The organism is Butyrivibrio sp. VCB2001, assembly GCF_000423965.1.
Taxonomy (GTDB): Bacteria; Bacillota; Clostridia; order Lachnospirales; family Lachnospiraceae; genus Butyrivibrio.
The window spans coordinates 80,819-100,111 of the sequence record NZ_AUIZ01000006.1; the positions used below are offsets into that span (position 1 = coordinate 80,819).

14 protein-coding genes are annotated in these 19,293 nt (G+C 45.7%); 3 read left to right on the forward strand and 11 right to left on the reverse strand.

The annotated features are described in order from the left end of the window. Positions 1–4: 4 nt before the first annotated feature. The 9 genes from G589_RS0108365 to G589_RS19330 all read right to left on the reverse strand — a co-directional run bounded on the left by G589_RS0108365 (position 5) and on the right by G589_RS19330 (position 15,392). Positions 5–1,495, reverse strand: coding sequence for a glutamate synthase subunit beta (locus G589_RS0108365; protein ID WP_026521795.1), 1,491 nt, complete (start codon positions 1,493–1,495; stop codon positions 5–7). 31 nt (positions 1,496–1,526) lie between these two features. After that, complete coding sequence (gene gltB, locus G589_RS0108370; protein ID WP_051192267.1) at positions 1,527–6,026, reverse strand: glutamate synthase large subunit; 4,500 nt, start codon at positions 6,024–6,026, stop codon at positions 1,527–1,529. Positions 6,027–6,061: 35 nt separating this feature from the next. After that, on the reverse strand, positions 6,062–8,170 hold the full coding sequence (locus tag G589_RS0108375) for a glutamine synthetase III family protein (protein WP_026521797.1): 2,109 nt from the start codon (positions 8,168–8,170) through the stop codon (positions 6,062–6,064). A 21-nt stretch (positions 8,171–8,191) separates the two neighbouring features. Next, the gene (gene asnB, locus G589_RS0108380; protein ID WP_026521798.1) at positions 8,192–9,775 is read right to left on the reverse strand and encodes an asparagine synthase B; all 1,584 of its coding nucleotides are present in this window, start codon (positions 9,773–9,775) and stop codon (positions 8,192–8,194) included. A gap of 27 nt (positions 9,776–9,802) precedes the next feature. Continuing rightward, complete coding sequence (locus G589_RS0108385) at positions 9,803–11,572, reverse strand: ammonium transporter (RefSeq protein ID WP_026521799.1); 1,770 nt, start codon at positions 11,570–11,572, stop codon at positions 9,803–9,805. 153 nt (positions 11,573–11,725) lie between these two features. Then, the gene (locus G589_RS0108390; protein WP_026521800.1) at positions 11,726–12,295 is read right to left on the reverse strand and encodes an anthranilate synthase component II; all 570 of its coding nucleotides are present in this window, start codon (positions 12,293–12,295) and stop codon (positions 11,726–11,728) included. Beyond that, positions 12,292–13,752: an anthranilate synthase component I gene (gene trpE / locus G589_RS0108395; protein ID WP_330366666.1), complete on the reverse strand. Its 1,461-nt coding sequence runs from the start codon at positions 13,750–13,752 to the stop codon at positions 12,292–12,294. The genes G589_RS0108390 and trpE overlap by 4 nt, the downstream gene beginning before the upstream one ends. Positions 13,753–13,888: 136 nt before the next feature. Beyond that, on the reverse strand, positions 13,889–14,539 hold the full coding sequence (locus tag G589_RS22225) for a hypothetical protein (protein WP_026521802.1): 651 nt from the start codon (positions 14,537–14,539) through the stop codon (positions 13,889–13,891). Positions 14,540–14,624: 85 nt separating this feature from the next. After that, entirely contained in the window at positions 14,625–15,392 is a 768-nt protein-coding gene (locus G589_RS19330; protein ID WP_051192268.1) for a PHP domain-containing protein, read from the reverse strand. A gap of 121 nt (positions 15,393–15,513) precedes the next feature. Here G589_RS19330 and G589_RS21860 point away from each other — a divergent pair, with 121 nt between their 5' ends. Beyond that, positions 15,514–15,690, forward strand: a complete 177-nt coding sequence (locus G589_RS21860; protein WP_022767691.1) for a hypothetical protein — start codon at positions 15,514–15,516, stop codon at positions 15,688–15,690. Between the two features lie 137 nt (positions 15,691–15,827). After that, positions 15,828–16,445, forward strand: a complete 618-nt coding sequence (locus G589_RS0108415; RefSeq protein ID WP_035775700.1) for a YgjV family protein — start codon at positions 15,828–15,830, stop codon at positions 16,443–16,445. Between the two features lie 12 nt (positions 16,446–16,457). Here the strand turns inward: G589_RS0108415 and G589_RS0108420 are convergent, their stop codons facing one another. Beyond that, on the reverse strand, positions 16,458–16,697 hold the full coding sequence (locus tag G589_RS0108420; RefSeq protein WP_051192269.1) for a hypothetical protein: 240 nt from the start codon (positions 16,695–16,697) through the stop codon (positions 16,458–16,460). Positions 16,698–16,843: 146 nt separating this feature from the next. On the opposite strand from G589_RS0108420, the gene pta reads away from it, so the two are divergent. Next, the gene (pta, locus tag G589_RS0108425) at positions 16,844–17,827 is read left to right on the forward strand and encodes a phosphate acetyltransferase (protein WP_026521805.1); all 984 of its coding nucleotides are present in this window, start codon (positions 16,844–16,846) and stop codon (positions 17,825–17,827) included. Between the two features lie 53 nt (positions 17,828–17,880). Here the strand turns inward: pta and G589_RS0108430 are convergent, their stop codons facing one another. Further along, positions 17,881–19,290: a sensor domain-containing diguanylate cyclase gene (locus tag G589_RS0108430; RefSeq protein ID WP_026521806.1), complete on the reverse strand. Its 1,410-nt coding sequence runs from the start codon at positions 19,288–19,290 to the stop codon at positions 17,881–17,883. Between the last annotated feature and the right edge of the window lie 3 nt (positions 19,291–19,293).

Sequence of the window (19,293 nt, forward strand, 5' to 3'; positions counted from 1 at the left end):
CCAATCAAAGATTAGTATATCCCATGAGATATTCATCTATCTCTTTTGCACACTCTCTGCCCTCGCAGATGGCCCAAACAACAAGAGACTGGCCTCTGTGCATATCACCTGCGGAAAAGACCTTGCTCTCACCCACACGGTAGCTCTCAGCGCCTGTAACTACAGTACCTCTCTTGTTTAACTCAAGCCCGAAATCATCAGCCACGTAATTCTCGCATCCTATAAATCCGGCTGCAATAAGCAGAAGATCGCACTTTAAAGTCTTTTCAGTACCTGGAACTTCAACAAGTTTACCGTCCTTAAACTGTACCTTCACGGTCTCAACCTGCTTGATATGTCCCTTTTTATCTGTCTTTACGCTCTTTATCGTGGTTTCAAAGACTCTTGGGTCCTCTCCATAGAGGTAGATTGCTTCCTCATGGCCGTAGTCGGTCTTAAGGACCTTGGGCCACTCAGGCCATGGATTGGAAGAAAGCCTCTCTACAGGCGGCTTTGGCATCATCTCGATGGCTGTAACGCTCTTTGCTCCGTGTCTTATAACGGTTCCGATACAGTCATTTCCCGTATCGCCACCACCTACTATAATAACATTCCTGCCCTCTGCATCGATATACCCTTTTTGAGTTTTTAAAGCAGCTACAGACCTGTCTCCTGCTTTTAAAAGAGCTTTCGTATTCATTGTAAGGAAATCAACGGCGTTATATACACCCTTTATCTTCTGTGGATCAGCAACTGCAAGGGGTCTTGCCTTCTTGGCTCCGCAGCACAAAACCACTGCGTCAAAACCATCAAGAAGCTCCTTCGAATGCTTGTCCTGCCCGATATTTACACCTGTGTGGAAGATGACACCCTCCTGCTCCATAAGGTGCTTTCTGCGAAGGACAACGCTCTTATCCAGCTTCATGTTGGGTATTCCATACATGAGAAGACCACCGATCTCATCTTCCCTCTCAAACACCTCAACGCTGTGACCTCTGTGATTGAGCTCATCGGCAACTGCAAGGCCTGATGGTCCGCTTCCGATAACTGCCACCTTTTTGCCGCTTCTTATCTGCGGTATAACAGGTGTTATGTATCCTTTTTCATAGGCCTTTTCTATAAGATAGAGCTCATTGTCGTGTACGGTTACGGAGTCTCCGTTCTGTCCGCACATGCAGGCCTTTTCACAAAGAGCCGGGCAGACCCTTCCTGTAAACTCAGGGAAATTGCTGGTCTTATGCAGCCTTGCAAAGGCGTGCTTATCATGCCCTCTGTAGATCTCATCATTCCACTCGGGGATGAGGTTGTGAAGGGGACACCCTGTAACCATTCCGCCAAGGTTCATAGCCGACTGGCAAAACGGAACTCCGCAGTTCATGCACCTTGAAGCCTGTTTGCGCCTTTCTTCGGAATCGAGAGGGACATGAAATTCCTCAAAGTTTTTTATCCTTTCCTGTGGCGGAACATCTTTGTTGTTTGTCCTGTTATATTCAAGAAATCCTGTTTCTTTTCCCATCTTAAACTTCTCCCATTATTGATAACGTTTGTTATGCCAATTCCTTGAAAGCCTCTAATACAGCGGTTTCATGGTCTATTCCCTGTTCTTCAAACTTGCTGATTGCCGACAACATACGGTGATAATCGTTTGGCACGATCTTCTTGAAATCAGGGATGTATTTATCAAAGTTTTCCAGGATCTCTTTTCCGAACTGTGAACCTGTCTCTTTTACATAATCCTCAAGGATTGTCTGAAGCTCAGCGATATCGTATTTCTCTGTGAGCTCGGTAAGACTCGCCATATCCTTGTTCATGCGAAGGTAAAGAGTGTGCTCCTTATCGAGAACGTAGGCGATTCCGCCGCTCATTCCCGCTGCAAAGTTCTTGCCTGTCATACCAAGGATAACCGCTCTTCCGCCGGTCATGTACTCAAGGCCGTGGTCTCCGCAGCCCTCTGAAACTGCCAGAGCACCGGAATTTCTGACGCAGAACCTCTCTCCTGCAATTCCGCAAACATAGGCTTTTCCTGCTGTTGCTCCGTAAAGTGCAACGTTACCGATGATGATGTTCTCGTGGGCCTTATAAGTAGCTTCCTTGGGAGGTGCAACGATGACCTTTCCGCCGGATAAGCCCTTTCCGAAGCCGTCGTTGGCATCGCCTGAGAGCCTTAAGGTTATTCCCTTGGGAAGGAATGCGCCAAATGACTGTCCGCCGCCTCCTGTTGCCTCAACAGTGATGGAATCGTCAGCAAGTGAATCTGCAAAATCCTCAGTTACCCTACTTCCGAGAAGTGTTCCAAAGCTTCTGTCCGTGCTGGATATATCCACTTTTACACACATCTTGGAATCAGGTTTTTTCTTAAACTTCTCGTATGCAGGTAAAAGAGCCTTATGATCAAGTGTCTTTTCCAGACCAAAATCATAAACATCCTTGGGATCAAAGTGGTTCTTGGCCTGTCCCACATAGCTTGTATCAAGGATTCTTGAAAGGTCCGCAGCATCCTTGCAGCGCGCATTCGGAATGGTCCTCATCTTAAGGCAGTCGGTTCTTCCCACCATCTCCTCGATAGTTCTAAAGCCCAGCTCGCTCATGATCTCACGGAGCTGTCTTGCAACAAAGAGCATGAAGTTCATGACATGCTCGGGTTTTCCTTTAAATCTCTTTCTGAGTTCCTCATTCTGGGTTGCGATGCCCACGGGGCATGTATCCTTGGAGCAGACGCGCATCATCATGCAGCCCATGCATACAAGGGGCGCTGTGGCAAAGCCGAATTCCTCGGCTCCGAGAAGTGCTGCTATGGCAACATCCCGTCCGGTCATGAGCTTACCGTCAGTCTCAAGAACCACGCGGCTTCTAAGGCCGTTCTGCAGAAGAGACTGATGAGCTTCGCTAACTCCCAGCTCCCAGGGAAGTCCTGCGTGATGAACAGATGAGGAAGGAGCTGCTCCCGTTCCGCCATCGTAGCCTGAGATCAGAATTACCTGAGCTCCTGCCTTGGCAACACCTGAAGCTATGGTACCAACACCTGCCTCAGATACCAGCTTTACTGATATCCTTGCCTTATCGTTTGCATTCTTAAGGTCGTAGATGAGCTGTGCCAGGTCCTCAATGGAGTAAATGTCATGATGAGGCGGCGGTGAAATAAGGGCTACGCCCGGGGTTGAGAAACGTGTGCTTGCAACCCATGGGTAAACCTTCTTGCCTGGAAGATGTCCGCCTTCACCGGGCTTTGCACCCTGTGCCATCTTTATCTGTATCTCTTTTGCACTCTGAAGATATCTGCTGGTGACACCGAATCTTCCGGATGCAACCTGCTTAACTGCGCTGTTTCTCTCTGTTCCGAATCTTGCAATGTCCTCTCCGCCTTCGCCGGTGTTACTCTTTCCGCCAAGCCTGTTCATGGCTGTAGCAAGAGTCTCATGGGCCTCCTTGGAAAGTGAACCGTAGGACATAGCTCCCGTCTGGAAGCGTTTTACGATCTCCTCAGCAGGCTCAACCTCTTCAAGAGGCACCTTCTCTCCTGCAGGAACGAAGGATAAAAGAGCTCTCAGAGTATGTGGTCTGTCCTCATCATCAACAAGCTGTGTATATTCCTTGAATCTCTCGTAGTCACCTTCCCTTACGGCTCTCTGAAGAGTAACTATGGTCTTTGGATTATACATGTGGTCTTCCATGTCTTTTCCGCTGCGAAGACCGTGGAATCCAAAGGAATCAAGGCTTGTATCGGTGGCAAGTCCCAAAGGATCGAAGGCCTTGTTGTGACGAAGCTCAACATCCTCACCGATCTCATTAATGCCGATTCCGCCCACTCTGCTGGTGGTTCCGGTGAAATATTTATCAACAAACTCTTTTGACAGGCCGATGGCCTCAAATATCTTGGCGGACTGATAGGACTGGAGGGTTGAGATGCCCATCTTGGCTGCAATCTTAACAACTCCGCCCAGGAGCGCCTTGTTGTAGTCAGCAATTGCTGTGTGATAATCCTTATCAAGGATTCCGATATCTATGAGCTCTGCGATGCATTCATGAGCCAGATACGGATGGATAGCACGAGCACCAAAGCCCAGAAGCGTTGCGATCTGATGAACGTCCCTCGGCTCTCCGCTCTCGAGAATAAGGGATACTGCCGTGCGCTGCTTGGTCCTTACCAGATGCTGCTCGACGCTGGATACAGCCAGAAGCGAAGGGATAGGCATGTGGTTTTCATCAACACCCCTGTCTGAGAGAACGATGATGTTAACGCCCTCTGCAGTAGCCCTGTCCACTGAGATGTTCAGCTGGTCCAGAGCCCTCTCCATAGGAGTGTTCTTGTAATACAGAAGGGATATCTTTTTTACATGAAAGCCCGGCTGATCCAGAGCTTCGATCTTCATGAGATCAACGCCTGTAAGAATTGGGTTGTTAACCTCAAGAACACGGCAGTTGTCGCTCTTTTCCCCAAGGAGATTTCCGTCAGAGCCGATATAAACTGTGGTATCGGTGACTACCTTCTCGCGAAGCGAGTCGATAGGCGGATTTGTAACCTGGGCAAAGAGCTGTTTGAAATAGCAAAACAGCATCTGATGATGCTTAGACAGCATGGCAAGAGGGACGTCAGTTCCCATGGAAACAGTAGATTCTATGCCGTTTGTAGCCATTAACATAATCTGCTGTTTGACGTCCTCGTAGGAATACCCGAATACCTTATAGAGCTTGTCTCTCATCTCCTGGGTATGGGTAGGTATCTTTTTATTTGGAACCGACAGCTTGTTAAGGTGCAGAAGATATCTGTCAAGCCACTCGCCATAGGGCTTTGCCAGTGAATATCTGTCCTTACACTCCTTGTCGGAGATTATGCGTCCTTCTTTTGTATTGACCAGTAGCATGTGTCCCGGTGAAAGCCTTGATTTCTCAAGGATATTCTCCTCCGGGATATCCAAAACGCCAACTTCGGATGCAAGAATCAGTCTTCCATCCTTGGTCACATAATATCTTGATGGCCTGAGTCCGTTACGATCCAGCGTTGCTCCAAAGAGCTCACCGTCCGTGAAAAGAACTGCAGCCGGTCCGTCCCAGGGCTCCATCATTGTTGCGTAGTAGTGATAAAAATCTTTTCTGTCCTGAGACATGAAATCGTTGTGCTTCCAGGGCTCAGGTATTGTGATCATCATAGCAAGAGGGAGATCCATGCCGTTCATGTACAGGAACTCCAAGGTGTTATCAAGCATAGCTGAATCAGATCCGGAGGATGCAATGACGGGGTAGACCTTGGAAAGCTCCTCCCCGAATACATCTGACGACATGGTCTCCTCACGGGCCAGCATCCTGTCGCTGTTACCCTTTATGGTGTTGATCTCACCGTTGTGTGCGATCATGCGATATGGATGCGCCCTCTGCCAGGAAGGTGTGGTATTAGTGGAAAATCTGCTGTGCACCAGCGCGATAGCGCTCTGGTAATCAGGTGATAACAGGTCCTCATAGAAGTTTCTAAGCTGCCCCACCAAAAACATTCCTTTATAGACAATGGTTCTGGATGAGAATGAGCAAATATAAGTATCCTCAGAAGATTTCTCGTACTCTCTTCTGAGGCAGTATAACTTTCTGTCAAACTCTATTCCCTTTTCCACATCGGATGGCCTCTCAATGAAGCACTGACTGATGTGTGGCATGCAGTTTCTTGCAACCTCACCAAGGATTTCGGGATGTGTTTCCACATCCCGCCATCCGATGACCTTAAGGTTTTCTTTTTCTGCAATGACTTCAAGCATTCGCTTTGCGAACATGCGCTTCATGGAATCCTGCGGCAGGAAAAACATTCCTATACCATAGTCTCCAGCTCCGCCTATCTTAAACCCGAGCTTTTTAGCCTCTCCGGAAAAGAACTTGTGAGAAATCTGTACTAAAATTCCCACGCCGTCTCCGACTTTTCCGCTGGCATCTTTTCCTGCTCTGTGCTCAAGCTTTTCTACGATGGAAAGGGCATCGTCAAGCACCTTGTTATCGGGCTTTCCATTTATATTTATAACCGCTCCTATTCCGCATGCATCATGTTCGTTCATCCAGTTTTCCATTGCTTTCATACCTCTATCGTATTCTTTATGTCTTTTTATCTAAGTGAGAAGAGCATCTGGCCGTATGTAGGATAGCTTAAGTATTCATCAGGGATAACGGCCTCAGCTTCATCCGCATATTTTCTAAGCTCATCCATATCCTTAAGGATTGTCTCCTGGTAAAAGCTTGCCTGTCCGAGAAGATCATCCATGCCTTCTGCTTTCTTGGTGTCATCATAGAGTTTCTTGAGCGCTCCGCTGATTCCTGCGGATGCACCATCCAATGTCTTTAAAAGTCCGCATTCCAGCTCACACGCTGCGCCCTCAAGAACGCTCTTTTTCTGGATCACCTCTTTTGTAAGATCCTTCTCATAAGCGATGATTCCTTCTGTCAGGTCTTTTCTCACCATCTCCTGCATTGTCAGGGACTCGATGTGGATTGACTTTGAGTAGTTCTCTAGAAGAATGTCATATCTTGAGTGGATCTCTTCCTTGGTGAAGATTCCGTGCTTTGTAAACAGCTCGATTGACTCATCCGAAATCCAGTAAGGCATTGCATCGGGAAGTGACTTAAGGTTCGGAAGACCTCTCTTTTCAGCCTCAGCAACCCATTCTTCTGTGTATCCGTTTCCGTTGAAAAGAACTTTCTTATGAGCTGAAAGCACTTCCTTAAGTACCTCCATTACCTTCTCTTTAAGAGCATCAGCAGGTGTTCCTTCAAGCTTTGCGTAGATCTTGGCGATCTCCTCTGCAACTGCTGTGTTGAGAACGATGTTTGCGTTAGCTACTGAAACTGCTGAACCGGGCATTCTGAACTCGAACTTGTTGCCGGTAAAAGCAAAAGGTGATGTTCTGTTTCTGTCTGTGTTGTCCTTTGTAAAGTGCGGAAGAACAGTAGCTCCCATGGCCATCTGAACCTTGCCCTGGCTCTCATAGGCTGTACCCTCCTCAACACTCTTAAGTACTCCTGCGAGCTCATCGCCGACAAAGATTGAAATGATAGCAGGTGGTGCCTCATTTCCGCCAAGTCTGTGGTCATTTCCTGCAGATGCTACGGAGAGTCTCAGGATCGGTGCATACTCATCAACTGCTGCGATAACTGCCATGAGGAATACCAGGAAAGGAATGTTCTCACCGGGCTTTTTGCCGGGATCAAGAAGGTTCATTCCTGTATCTGTGCAAACAGACCAGTTGTTATGTTTTCCTGATCCGTTGATTCCCTCGAAGGGCTTCTCATGAAGAAGACATGCGTAGTTGTGCTTGTCTGCCACCTTCTTCATAACTTCCATAGTAAGCTGGTTGTGATCTACAGCGATGTTTGCTGTCTCAAATACAGGAGCCAGCTCGTGCTGCGACGGAGCAACCTCGTTGTGCTTGGTCTTTGCAGGAATTCCGAGCTTCCAGAGCTCTTCGTCAAGATCATGCATGTATGCTGATACCTTGGGCTTGATCACACCAAAGTAGTGATCTTCCATCTCCTGGCCCTTGGTAGCCGGTGCTCCGATCAGTGTCCTTCCGGTAAACAGAAGGTCTTTTCTCTTCTTGTAGTAGTCCTTATCGATCAGGAAGTACTCCTGCTCTGAACCGATTGTTGTATTTACCCTCTTAACATCCTCATATCCAAGAAGGTGAAGCATCTTGACAGCTTCCCCTGAAAGAGCCTCCATTGAACGAAGAAGAGGTGTCTTTTTATCAAGAGCTTCTCCGCCGTATGAGCAGAATGCTGTAGGAATGTAGAGTGATCCGTCCTTAATAAATGCAGGCGATGAAGGATCCCAGGCTGTGTAGCCTCTTGCCTCAAATGTTGCACGAAGACCTCCCGAAGGGAAGCTTGATGCATCAGGCTCGCCCTTTACAAGCTCTTTTCCTGAGAACTCCATGATCACTGAGCCGTCATCAGTAGGTGAAATGAAGCTGTCGTGCTTCTCTGCTGTAAGACCTGTCATGGGCTGGAACCAGTGTGTAAAGTGTGTGGCTCCGTTCTCAACAGCCCATTCCTTCATGACTGCAGCAACAGTATTTGCTACATCCAGCTCAAGGTGAGTCCCCTGCTCAATGGTCTTGTGAACCGCCTTGTAGATATCCTTTGGAAGGCGCTGCTTCATGACTCTGTCGTTAAAGACCAGACAACCAAATTCTTCTGTAAGTTTTCCCGCTTCTACCATTTTCTTATCCTCCGTTTTTATTTACTCTCCGCTGGCGCCGTAGTTTGACAGCACTCTTGCGGATGGATCGTTAACATTGCATCCTTTCCAGGATTTGTTTGGCATCCAGAAATCTACAACCATGTGTGACTGGCCTTCGTAGTATTTCTCAAATATCTCTCTGTAAAGGAGAGACTCTTTTGTAAATGGTGTCGCATGAGTATAGGCTTTTCTCTTAGTTTCATACTCTGCGTAAGTATATGTATTATCTGCATATTCCATGAGGTCATCCCTTAGGGAATGTCCGACTGCATCGGAGAAAGCTGCTTTTTCTCTCATCAGGATCGACCTTGGAATGAATTCATCTTTTTCAAAGGCTTTTCGCAAAAGAAATTTTCCGATTCCGTAGGTATTTAGCTTCTTCTCAGGATCAATGCTCATTACGTAATCTACAAAGTCCAGATCTCCGAAAGGAACTCTTGCCTCTAAGGAGTTGACGCTTATGCATCTGTCAGCCCTTAGTACGTCGTACATATGAAGCTCTCTGACGCGCTTTTTAGCCTCTTCCTGGAAGGCTTCGGCATTGGGAGCAAAATCCGTGTACTTGTAACCAAAGAGTTCGTCTGAAATCTCTCCTGTAAGGATTACCTTGATATCTGTGTTTTCGTGGATCCATTTGCACAGAAGGTACATTCCGATGGAAGCCCTGACTGTGGTGATATCATAGGTTCCAAGAGCATGGATCACAGGTTCTACGGCATTTATTACATCCTCTTTTGTGATGATCACCTCGTGGTGATTACTGTGGATGTACTCTGCAACTTCTCTTGCGTACTTAAGGTCGATGGCATCTATGTCCATGCCGATTGCAAAAGTCTCGATTGGTTTATCTGAGAGACTTGCTGCAACTCCGCATACCAGGGAGGAATCAAGGCCTCCCGATAGCAGAAACCCAACCGGTGCATCTGCGCTGAGCCTCTTTTTGATACCGCGGATCAGCTTGTCATGTATGTTTTCCGTGATGGTCTGAAGGTCATCTGTCTTTAACTCTTTTACCTCGGTCATGTCTCTGTAGCAGATAAATCTGCCATCCTCGTAGTAATGTCCCGGAGGGAAGGGCTTTATGCACTTGCAGACATCAGTTAAGTTCTTGGGCTCTGAAGCGAAAAGGATATATCCTTCGTCGTCGTAGCCGTAGTAAAGCGGCCTGATTCCTATCGGATCCCTCGCTGCCACGAAGTCATTCTTTTTGCTGTCATAAATGACACAGGCAAATTCTGCATCCAGAAGGCTGAACATCTTGGTTCCAAGCCTCTCATAAAGAGGAAGAAGTATCTCGCAATCACTGTCACTCTTAAAGCTGTATCCCAAAGACACCAGATAATTCTTAAGGAAAGTAAACCCGTACAATTCGCCGTTACAAACTACTGCGTTACCATTCAGAGTAAAGGGCTGCATTCCGCTCTCTGTAAGCCCCATGATCGAGAGTCTGTTAAATCCCATATAACCCTTTATTGTCTGCAGGGTCCTTGTCATATCAGGGCCTCTGGAAGTTGTCTTTTCCAGGATCTCTTCAAAGAAATCCTTTGATACATCTGCTCTTGCGTATGTCAGTATTGCGCACATACTTCAAATCCTCCTAAATGTTCCTATTTACTCAACGTCAGCCAAAGCTGCTGCACCCTCTTCTCCGGTGCGGATCTTGACTACGTTGTCGAGACTGTAAACGAAGATCTTTCCGTCTCCGATATGGCCTGTGTAAAGAGTTCTCTTGGCTGCTTCAATAACATCTTCAACAGGGATCTTGCTAACTACTACTTCCAGCTTGATCTTAGGAAGGAGTGTTGCATCCATCTCAACTCCACGGTACATCTCTCCAGACCCCTTCTGAACACCGCAGCCCATAACCTGTGTAACTGTCATTCCGGTTACGCCCAGAGCATTCATAGCCTTGCGGAGCTTGTCGTAGCGTGAGAGTTTAGCAATGATAACAACCTTGTGGATTCCTGATGTATTAGGAACCGGTGCTGTAACAACCTTTACAGCTGCATCCTTCTGTACCTGTGAAGCATTGTCGTACTCGCTTACACCAAGATCTGTGTTCTCGTTTACGCTCATGTTCAGAGTGTTTGAAACATCCATGATGGCAAATCCGGAATAAGCAGACGCAAGACCATGCTCTGTTGAGTCAAGTCCGAGAATCTCTTCTTCCTCTGTTACACGAAGTCCCATAATGGCTTTAATTAAGAAGAATGTGATTGTAATAGTAATAACTGTCCAGGCTGCTGTAGAGAACATTCCTACGAACTGGATTCCAAGGAGCTTAAGTCCGCCGCCGTAGAAAAGACCTACCATTTCGTTACCTGCTGCATCAGCTATTGAATAGCCGGGAGCTGAATTTGTAGCAAAAAGACCTACTGCAAGTGTTCCCCAAATACCGTTGAGGCAATGTACCGAAACAGCTCCGACAGGATCATCAACATGAAGCTTGTAATCAAGGAACCAAACACCGAAGCAAACAAGAAGGCCTGCTACGATACCGATCACGATTGCGCCAAAAGCATCTGTTACATCACAGGGAGCTGTGATGGCTACAAGACCTGCCAGTGAAGCGTTCAGACACATTGAAACATCGGGCTTACCATATTTAACCCAGGTAAATACCATACAGGTTACTGTTGCAAGCGCAGGAGCAATTGTTGTTGTTACGAATACGCTTCCGAGCTGCTCTACGGTTGTACATGCTGCGCCGTTAAATCCGTACCAGCCAAGCCACAGGATAAATACACCGAGGGAAGCTGCTACAAGGTTGTGTCCCGGGAAAGCATTTACTTTTGTAACCTTTCCGGAAGCATCCCTTTCGAACTTACCGATACGTGGTCCAAGCATTGATGCGCCAACAAGAGCTGCAATACCACCTACCATGTGGATGCAGTTGGATCCGGCAAAATCATGAAATCCCATCTGAGCAAGGAATCCGCCGCCCCAGGTCCAGTGCGCTTCGATCGGATAAATGATTGCTGAGATAACTGCCGAGTACACACAATAGGATAAGAATTTAGTTCTCTCAGCCATTGATCCTGAAACGATTGTTGCTGTTGTAGCACAGAACACAAGGTTGAATACGAAATTTGACCAGTCGAAATTTGCATAATTTGTGAAAATATCAAATCCGGGTCTTCCGATTATGCCTGCCAGGTCTTCCCCAAGAAGCAGGCCAAAACCGATGAGAATAAATACTACAGTTCCGATACAGAAATCCATCAGGTTCTTCATAATGATGTTTCCTGTATTCTTTGCTCTGGTGAAGCCTGCTTCACACATTGCAAATCCGGCCTGCATCCAGAAAACTAAAGCTGCGCCGATCAAAAACCATACGCCAAAAACACTGCCGTTAATAGCATCTAAGATTTCTCCACTCATACGTTTCTCCTCCTTTTTGTGCCTTAAAGCACAAAAAAACGACGCACTGGCACACTACTTTCGTAGTTTGATGCGCCATTGCATCGTTTGCTTTTTTGTATTCGTGTATACACTTTACTTATTCATGGATTGTACTCGGATGTTTAAGGCCTGTCAACAACTTTTTAAAAAATTTTTCAACATAGCCTTTCCATCAGGGGTCATGATGGATTCCGGGTGGAACTGAACCCCGTAAATAGGGTATTCTCTGTGCTCTATCGACATGACTTCGCCATCATCGGTAACACCCGTTATCTTTAGGCAGTCCGGAATTGTGCTCTTTTCAGCCGCCAGAGAATGATATCTTGCAACGGGTGCTTTCTCAGAAATACCCTTAAACAAGGTGCTTTCAGTATCGAACTTAACCACTGACTGTTTGCCGTGCATAAGCTCTTTTGCATAAGTGACCGTAGCCCCAAAGGCCATACAGATTGCCTGATGTCCAAGGCACACGCCAAGCGTCGGGATCTCTTTTCCCAGAGTTCTTGCAGCCTCAACGATAATACCTGCATCCTCAGGCCTTCCGGGACCGGGTGAAAGAATGATCCGCTCAGGCTTTAGTGCTCTTATCTCCTCTATTGTCATCTCATCGTTTCTGATAACCCTGATATCAGGGTTGATCTCGCCTATAAGCTGGTAGAGATTGTAGGAAAAGCTGTCGTAGTTATCTATAAGAAGTATCATCTCTCCACCTCCTGTGCCAGCTCCAATGCACGAAGCGATGCTCTTGCCTTATTGAGGCACTCCATGTACTCTTTCTCAGGGTCGGAATCAGCAACAATTCCCGCTCCGCTCCTTACAAAAACGGTATCGTTCTTCTTGTAAATGAGACGGATCGCTATACAGGTGTCCATATTTCCCGAAAAATCAATGTATCCGATGGCTCCGCCGTAGATTCCGCGCTTGTTGTTTTCAAGCTCTCCGATCAGCTGGCATGCCCTTATCTTGGGCGCGCCGGAAAGTGTTCCTGCCGGAAGCACTGCATTTATCGCATCAAGTGCATCGTTTTCCGGCCTAATCTCGCCTCTTACCGTCGATCCGATATGCATAACATGGGAATATCTCTCGATGGAATGGAGCTTCTCAACCTGTACAGTGCCGAATTTACTGATCTTTCCAAGGTCATTTCTGCCAAGGTCCACCAGCATGTTGTGCTCCGCCAGCTCCTTTTCGTCTGCCAGAAGCTCTTTTTCCAGAGCCTTATCTTCCTCATCTGTTGCGCCTCTTGGCCTTGTTCCTGCCAGCGGGAATGTATGAAGAATGCCCTTTTCAAGCTTAACCAGCGTCTCAGGAGAAGCACCGGCCACCTCAACGTCAGTACCTGAGAAATAGAACATGTACGGAGAAGGATTTATGGTGCGCAGAACTCTGTATGTATTGAGAAGGCTCCCTTTAAAAGGTGCTGAAAGCCTGTTTGAGAGCACGATCTGGAAGATATCACCCTCTTTGATGTGCTTTTTGCCGCTCTCAACCATGGCACAGTACTCCTCTTTACCAAAAAGAGGTGTAACCTCGCCCATGAGCTTTCCTCCCTCACAGGATTTCTCTGTATCGGCATATATCAGCTCTTTTAGCTGTGTAAGCTCCTCTATGGCCTTTTTGTAGCCTTCCTCGATATTCTCGGTCCTTGCGTTTGCAATAAGAACAATCTTCTGTTTCACGTTATCAAAGGCAATGACCTTATCAAAGAGCATGAGATCCAGATCCTTGAAGGCATCGTTATCGACACCCTTCCAGGCTGCACTTGGCTCACAGTAGCCAAAGTAATCAAAGGCAAAATATCCCACAAGTCCACCAGTAAACGGAGGAAGCTCCTCAAAGGTCGGACTCTTATAATGTGAAAGAATCTCCCTCAGGATTGTCCATGGCTCTTTTGTCTGCACTGTCGTATCGCCAAAAGACATCTCGCCGTCCTTAAGTGTGATTGCAAGCTTCGGATCATAACCGACAAACGTATATCTTCCCCAATATTCGTTGGCTTGTGCTGATTCCAGCATATAGCAGTGTCTGGATGCAGCTTTTAGTTTCCTGACCAGTTCGATGGGTGTAATAAAGTCCGAGAGGATCTCACAGCCCACCGGTATAACGTCATATTTGCCGCTATTTGCGATTTCTTTTGCCTTATCAAGGCTAATTGTCACATCCAATATAAACCTCCCCAAATAAGCCTCTACGCGTATTTTGCACATTTGCATAAATATTAGCGCATAAACCGCATAAGCGCAACAAAAAAGGGCTGAACAATAATGTTCAGCCCTGAAATTTTTATATTTATACTTATTTAACCTTGTTTCCACCCCACTCAACAACGGTAAATCCGTCTCTTGAAGGTGTATCCAGAATCTGAGGTTTGATCCTGATATGGTACTCTGATGGATACCACGCCATGAATACTCTGATCAGGTTATCAGGTTCAGGGGTAACGGTAAGTTTGGCACCCTTGTTGTAGGTCCTGCCCTGGAAACTGATCACATTGTAGGGATTGCCCTCCATATCTGAGAGCCAGAACTTAAGGAATTCTGCAATCTCGGCATCGTTTAGTCCCTGCTGGGCAAGTTTCTCTTTGAGGAAGCTTTCCGTATCCTCGCCCTTTACACAGTAGCCTGTGTAGAAGTCGTACTCGAACTTCGGAACCCCCTCCCAGAACAGGTAATCATACTCCTGTCCTTCAAAAGTGATCTTGCCGTCCCTGTCTGCTGTGACATTCCATGTATTTTCTGCATTGAACTCCGGGATAAGATCGGTGATATCTCCGTTGTAGTCAAGGCTTACTGAAATCTGGCTTCCATCCTCTTGCGGATACAGGTAAATTACAGGCTTAAGATCAACTCCCTCGGGAGTATTACTCTGAGCCGCTCCGCCGGAGCATCCAACAACCGACATTAAGGCGATTGTCATTACTATTCCCACAATACTCTTATTCCTCATAGGCTTATACCTCCTACACCATCATTATAAACCATTGACAGTAAAGTTGTGTACAAGTTAACAGAAATTTAACATTGTTCACAAATTAGTGCCAAAATACCTCAAGTGTAGATTCCTGCGAGGGTTTCGTCAGCTCTACAGACTCGGAAACGGGTCTGAATTCTCCCGGTCCATCATGAACATTCATACGATAAACAGGAGTGCCTTCTCCTGCCATAAATGCCTCTTTATAATCCTCTATGGAATTAATGGGAAAAGAGAACCTCATTCCGCCCATATTTCCCTGGGAAAAATTGTGGATGTCAGAGCCACCGGCCATTCTGAAGCCTCTTTTAACCGCATACTCGTATGCCAGGCTGTTCTGCCAGTCGGGATTGGCTGCGTTGTATACCTCTACGCCGTCACTAATATCAGGTGTTATGTTAATCTCGGAAAGATATCCTCTCTCCCTGTAAGGATGAGCCTGGATCATGATTGCTCCGGCCTCATGCACCATTTTGTAAACCTCGTATCGATCCCTGGTTTCAAACCCTGGGTGGTCAAGGAGCCACTGTTTATCAAGGCCGTAGAGCATAAACTCATCGCCGTGGAAATTGTATTCGATGCCAAACAGGACCGTGAAATCGCTTCCTGCCGCCTCTTTTGCGTGCTCGAAGCCACTGCAGTACTTTTCAACCCTCTTCTCCCAAGGCCAGTCCCTTGGCACACAGCTGTTACCCGTGAAATAATGGTCGGTTACAATGATCCCACTGTATCCAAGGCCCTTCATATAGGCAATATAATCCTCTCCGGGCGTGGAAGAGCAGGCGCTTGCTTCGATTGTGTGTAGGTGTGTCTCGTAAATGTACTCCAATTCTGAAACCTCATTTAGTTAATATTTTTTTTATAAAATCTTTAGACGCAGATTAGTTACTGTACACATTTTTCGCTTATGATGTTGAAAGTAATTTTTTTATGGATTGGAGGAAAACGATATGGACACATTAAACTCTTTTGAATCTTACAACAAAGTAAATGAGCCCAAGGTCGTAGACACAGTGAACCTTTTCGGCAAGTACGTTGACGCTGCTTCCTTCAAGATCAAGGTTATTACCGCTTCAGCATCAGCACTTTTTATAGGCGGACTTACTGCTCTGGTAATCCTGCTCTGATATCACTTTCGCCAACAGGCGTATTATATGTGTTATATATCTTATATGATAATCGATGGGGTTATGCCCCATCTATTTTATTGTCTTGATTTATGATATGCTTTTTTATGTAAATTGTTAAATTTAAGGAGAAAATTATGGATACAAAAATGATCATCGAAATGGTCGGCTACGTAGGATCAGCACTGGTGCTGGTTTCCTTCTTTATGTCCTCCATTTTTAAGCTCAGGGTAATAAACACTATCGGAAGCCTTATTTTTACCGTATATGCCTTTATTATCCACTCATACCCAACGGCAGTCATGAATATCTGCCTGGTTGCCATCAATATCTATTATCTGATCAAGCTCAGCAATACAAGCAAAGAAACAAGGGAATACGATCTTGTGAAGGTATCCCTTGATGACTCCATGCTTAAATACTCTATTGATAAAGCAAAAGACGATATTCAAAAGTGCTTCCCGGGATTATCTCTGGATTTTTCTGATGCGACAACTTCCTATATGGTCTGCTATAACGGCGCACCGGCAGGAATCTTTATCGGAAAAGAGACTTCGGATAAAAATCTGGATATTCTCCTGGACTACTCACTCCCGGAGTACAGAGACTTCTCCATAGGAAAATTTCTTTTTTCAAAGCTTCCTTCATACGGAGTTAAATCTCTTACCTACAGTGGTCCGGATGAGCATCACAAGGATTACCTTAACAAATACAGTTTTGTTAAAAAAGACGGCAACTACGTAAAAACCTTCTGATAAAGCAGGTTATCATTTCATAGCTCCCGGATCGGACATCATTTTGATAGTCTCAATATCATTGGCTGTAAGCTTAATGTTTGATTCTATCTTCCTGCCGTCCGGTGTTGTAACCGTAACGCCAAGAACGGTTCCTTCCTGCAGAGCATTGTCCTTAATGGCCATAAGAAACGGTACAAATTTGGGATGATCCTGCTGGAAAGTCTGTATTCTTTGCTGTAATTGCATAAACATCATTGGATTCATATTCATATTTTTGTCACCTCTGCTAAAATTTAGCATAAAAATTGAGTGAAATCAAATTTTTTTATTTTCCTTTAGTCTATAATGACATTCGCATAAAAAATGTATGCGCTTACAAAAGTGAAAAACCGTTGTTTTTTAAGGAGGAAAAATAAATGTACGGATTTGGTGATATGATCCAAAAACTCAAACAGGACCCTAAGACAATCGTATTCCCTGAGGGTTCAGATCCACGTATTCTTGAGGCTGCTTCAAGACTTCTTGCAGGAAACTTCATCAAGCCTATTCTTCTCGGAAATGTAGACGAGATCAATAAGTCAGCTGAAGAGGCAGGTTACAACATCCGCGGCGCTCAGATTATCGATCCCGAGAACTATGATAAGTTCGACGAGATGGTTGATGCTTTCTGCGAGCTCAGAAAGAGCAAGGGCATGACACCTGAGAAGGCAATCCCTATTCTTAAGCAGACCAACTACTTCGGAACAATGCTCGTTAAGATGGGTCTTGGCGACTGTCTTCTCGGCGGAGCAACATACTCAACAGCTGATACAGTTCGTCCTGCTCTCCAGATCATCAAGACAAAGCCTGAGAACACCATCGTTTCTTCATGCTTCATTCTTGTTCGTCCATCTGCTACAGGTGACAACGAAGTTATCGCAATGGCAGACTGCGGAATCAACATCAATCCTAACGAGGATGAGCTTGTTGAGATCTGTGGAGAGACAGTTAACTGTGCAAAGCGTTTCGGCGTAGATCCTAAGGTTGCTTTCCTTTCATTCTCAACAAAGGGATCAGCTAAGGATGACACAGTAACCAAGATGCAGAACGCAACCAAGAAGGCTCAGGAGAAGTATCCTGATATTCCTATCGACGGTGAGCTTCAGTTCGACGCAGCAGTTTCACCTCGTGTAGCTAAGCAGAAAGCTCCCGGTTCACCTGTTGCAGGACATGCAAACACCTTCATTTTCCCTGACATCAACGCAGGAAACCTTGGTTACAAGATCGCTCAGAGAATGGGTAACTTCGAAGCATACGGCCCTATTCTTCTTGGTCTTAACGCACCTATCAACGATCTTTCAAGAGGCTGCAACGCTATTGAGGTTTACTCAATGTCTATCATTACTGCAGCACTTGCATAAAAAAGTTTACTGAGACGTTAAAAGAGTAGTCACATGTGACTACTCTTTTTTGTTTAAGTATTATTTGCGTGACGACGTTCATGGCTCTTATAGAACATTGACTTGTCTTTGTACATATTCTCGTCAGCGCTTTTCATGACTTTGTTTACATCTTTGGAGGTTCGTGACCACTTATGGCCTATAGCGATTGAAACCTTCCTGGTTTTGCCCTTGAGTTTATCTACCAGTTCGCTGAACTTTTCTTCCTCTATATCGGGAATTACTGCTACAAATTCATCTCCGCCGATCCTGTAGCAATATTTTTTCTTAAACACCGATCCTACCAGTTCAGCTGTATCTTTTATCAGCTTATCACCTTCCTGATGTCCCTTATCGTCGTTTATAGCCTTAAGGCCATTGATATCTGTGTAGCATATACCAACAGGTACAGACATTTCTGAAAGCGACGTCAGAGACTGATTAAGCGCATATCTGTTTCCGAGTCCCGTAAGGGCATCATGTCCACCCAGGAACATCAGCTCTTTTGTCAGATCATTGTTTCTTATCTGGCCTGCGATAAACGCAGAAACCGTCTCCATCATTTCAACCACATTGACCTGGATCTCAAGTGAATGATTATCTACAACAAGAAAGCCTATGAGTCCGTCTTTATCCTTAAGGGTTGTCACCAGGAATCTGGAGATTTTTCCCGCCAGAAACTCGTTGTACAGCTCCGGACTTGAATCCTGTATCACAGTAACATCGGTCATATGCAGAACATTACCGCCCTCTAGATCCCTTAGCCATATATTGATCATATCGGTCTTTTCAAACATCTTTTTGGAAGGAAGCTCTGTAGAGCAGGATTTGCTCACCCATTCATGAAGCTCTTTTATCTTCTGGGTCTCAGGCTCAATTCTCATCACGTAAACGCGATCTGCTTCCATGGTCTGACCTATACGGCGCAGAACTCTTTTAATTCCCTTGTTAAAATCAGGTGTCGCGATAGCCTTGGCGCACTCGATCACAAGGTTATTGGTATTGGTATTAAAAGTCTGAGTTTCCTCATTTCGCTTATCCGCTGTTACATCATGAATAATAAAAGCACAGAACCCCTTCTGATATACGGGAACAACCCAGAATTCAAACCACTTGTTGAACTGGCTGTTGTAGGTCCTGTTAATGGAAGACTGCCTTAGAACCGCTGCCTGATAACTGAATTTGATCCAGTCCTCATCCTGATTCGACACGGTCTGGTAATAGGTACTTCCTATAAGCTCAGCAATGGGACGTCCCACCAGCTGCGCATATTTCTCATTCGCATATAAAAAGAGCATATCTTTTACGGTTCCGAAGGGATCCGTCAGAACTTTGAAGATGCAACATGCATCGGGAAGGTCCCTTAACATGTATAATATGTCGTTAGCAGTGAATTCAGTATCTGTTGAATAGCCAATTTTTCCTTCGCTGTTAGTTTCAGGCATATG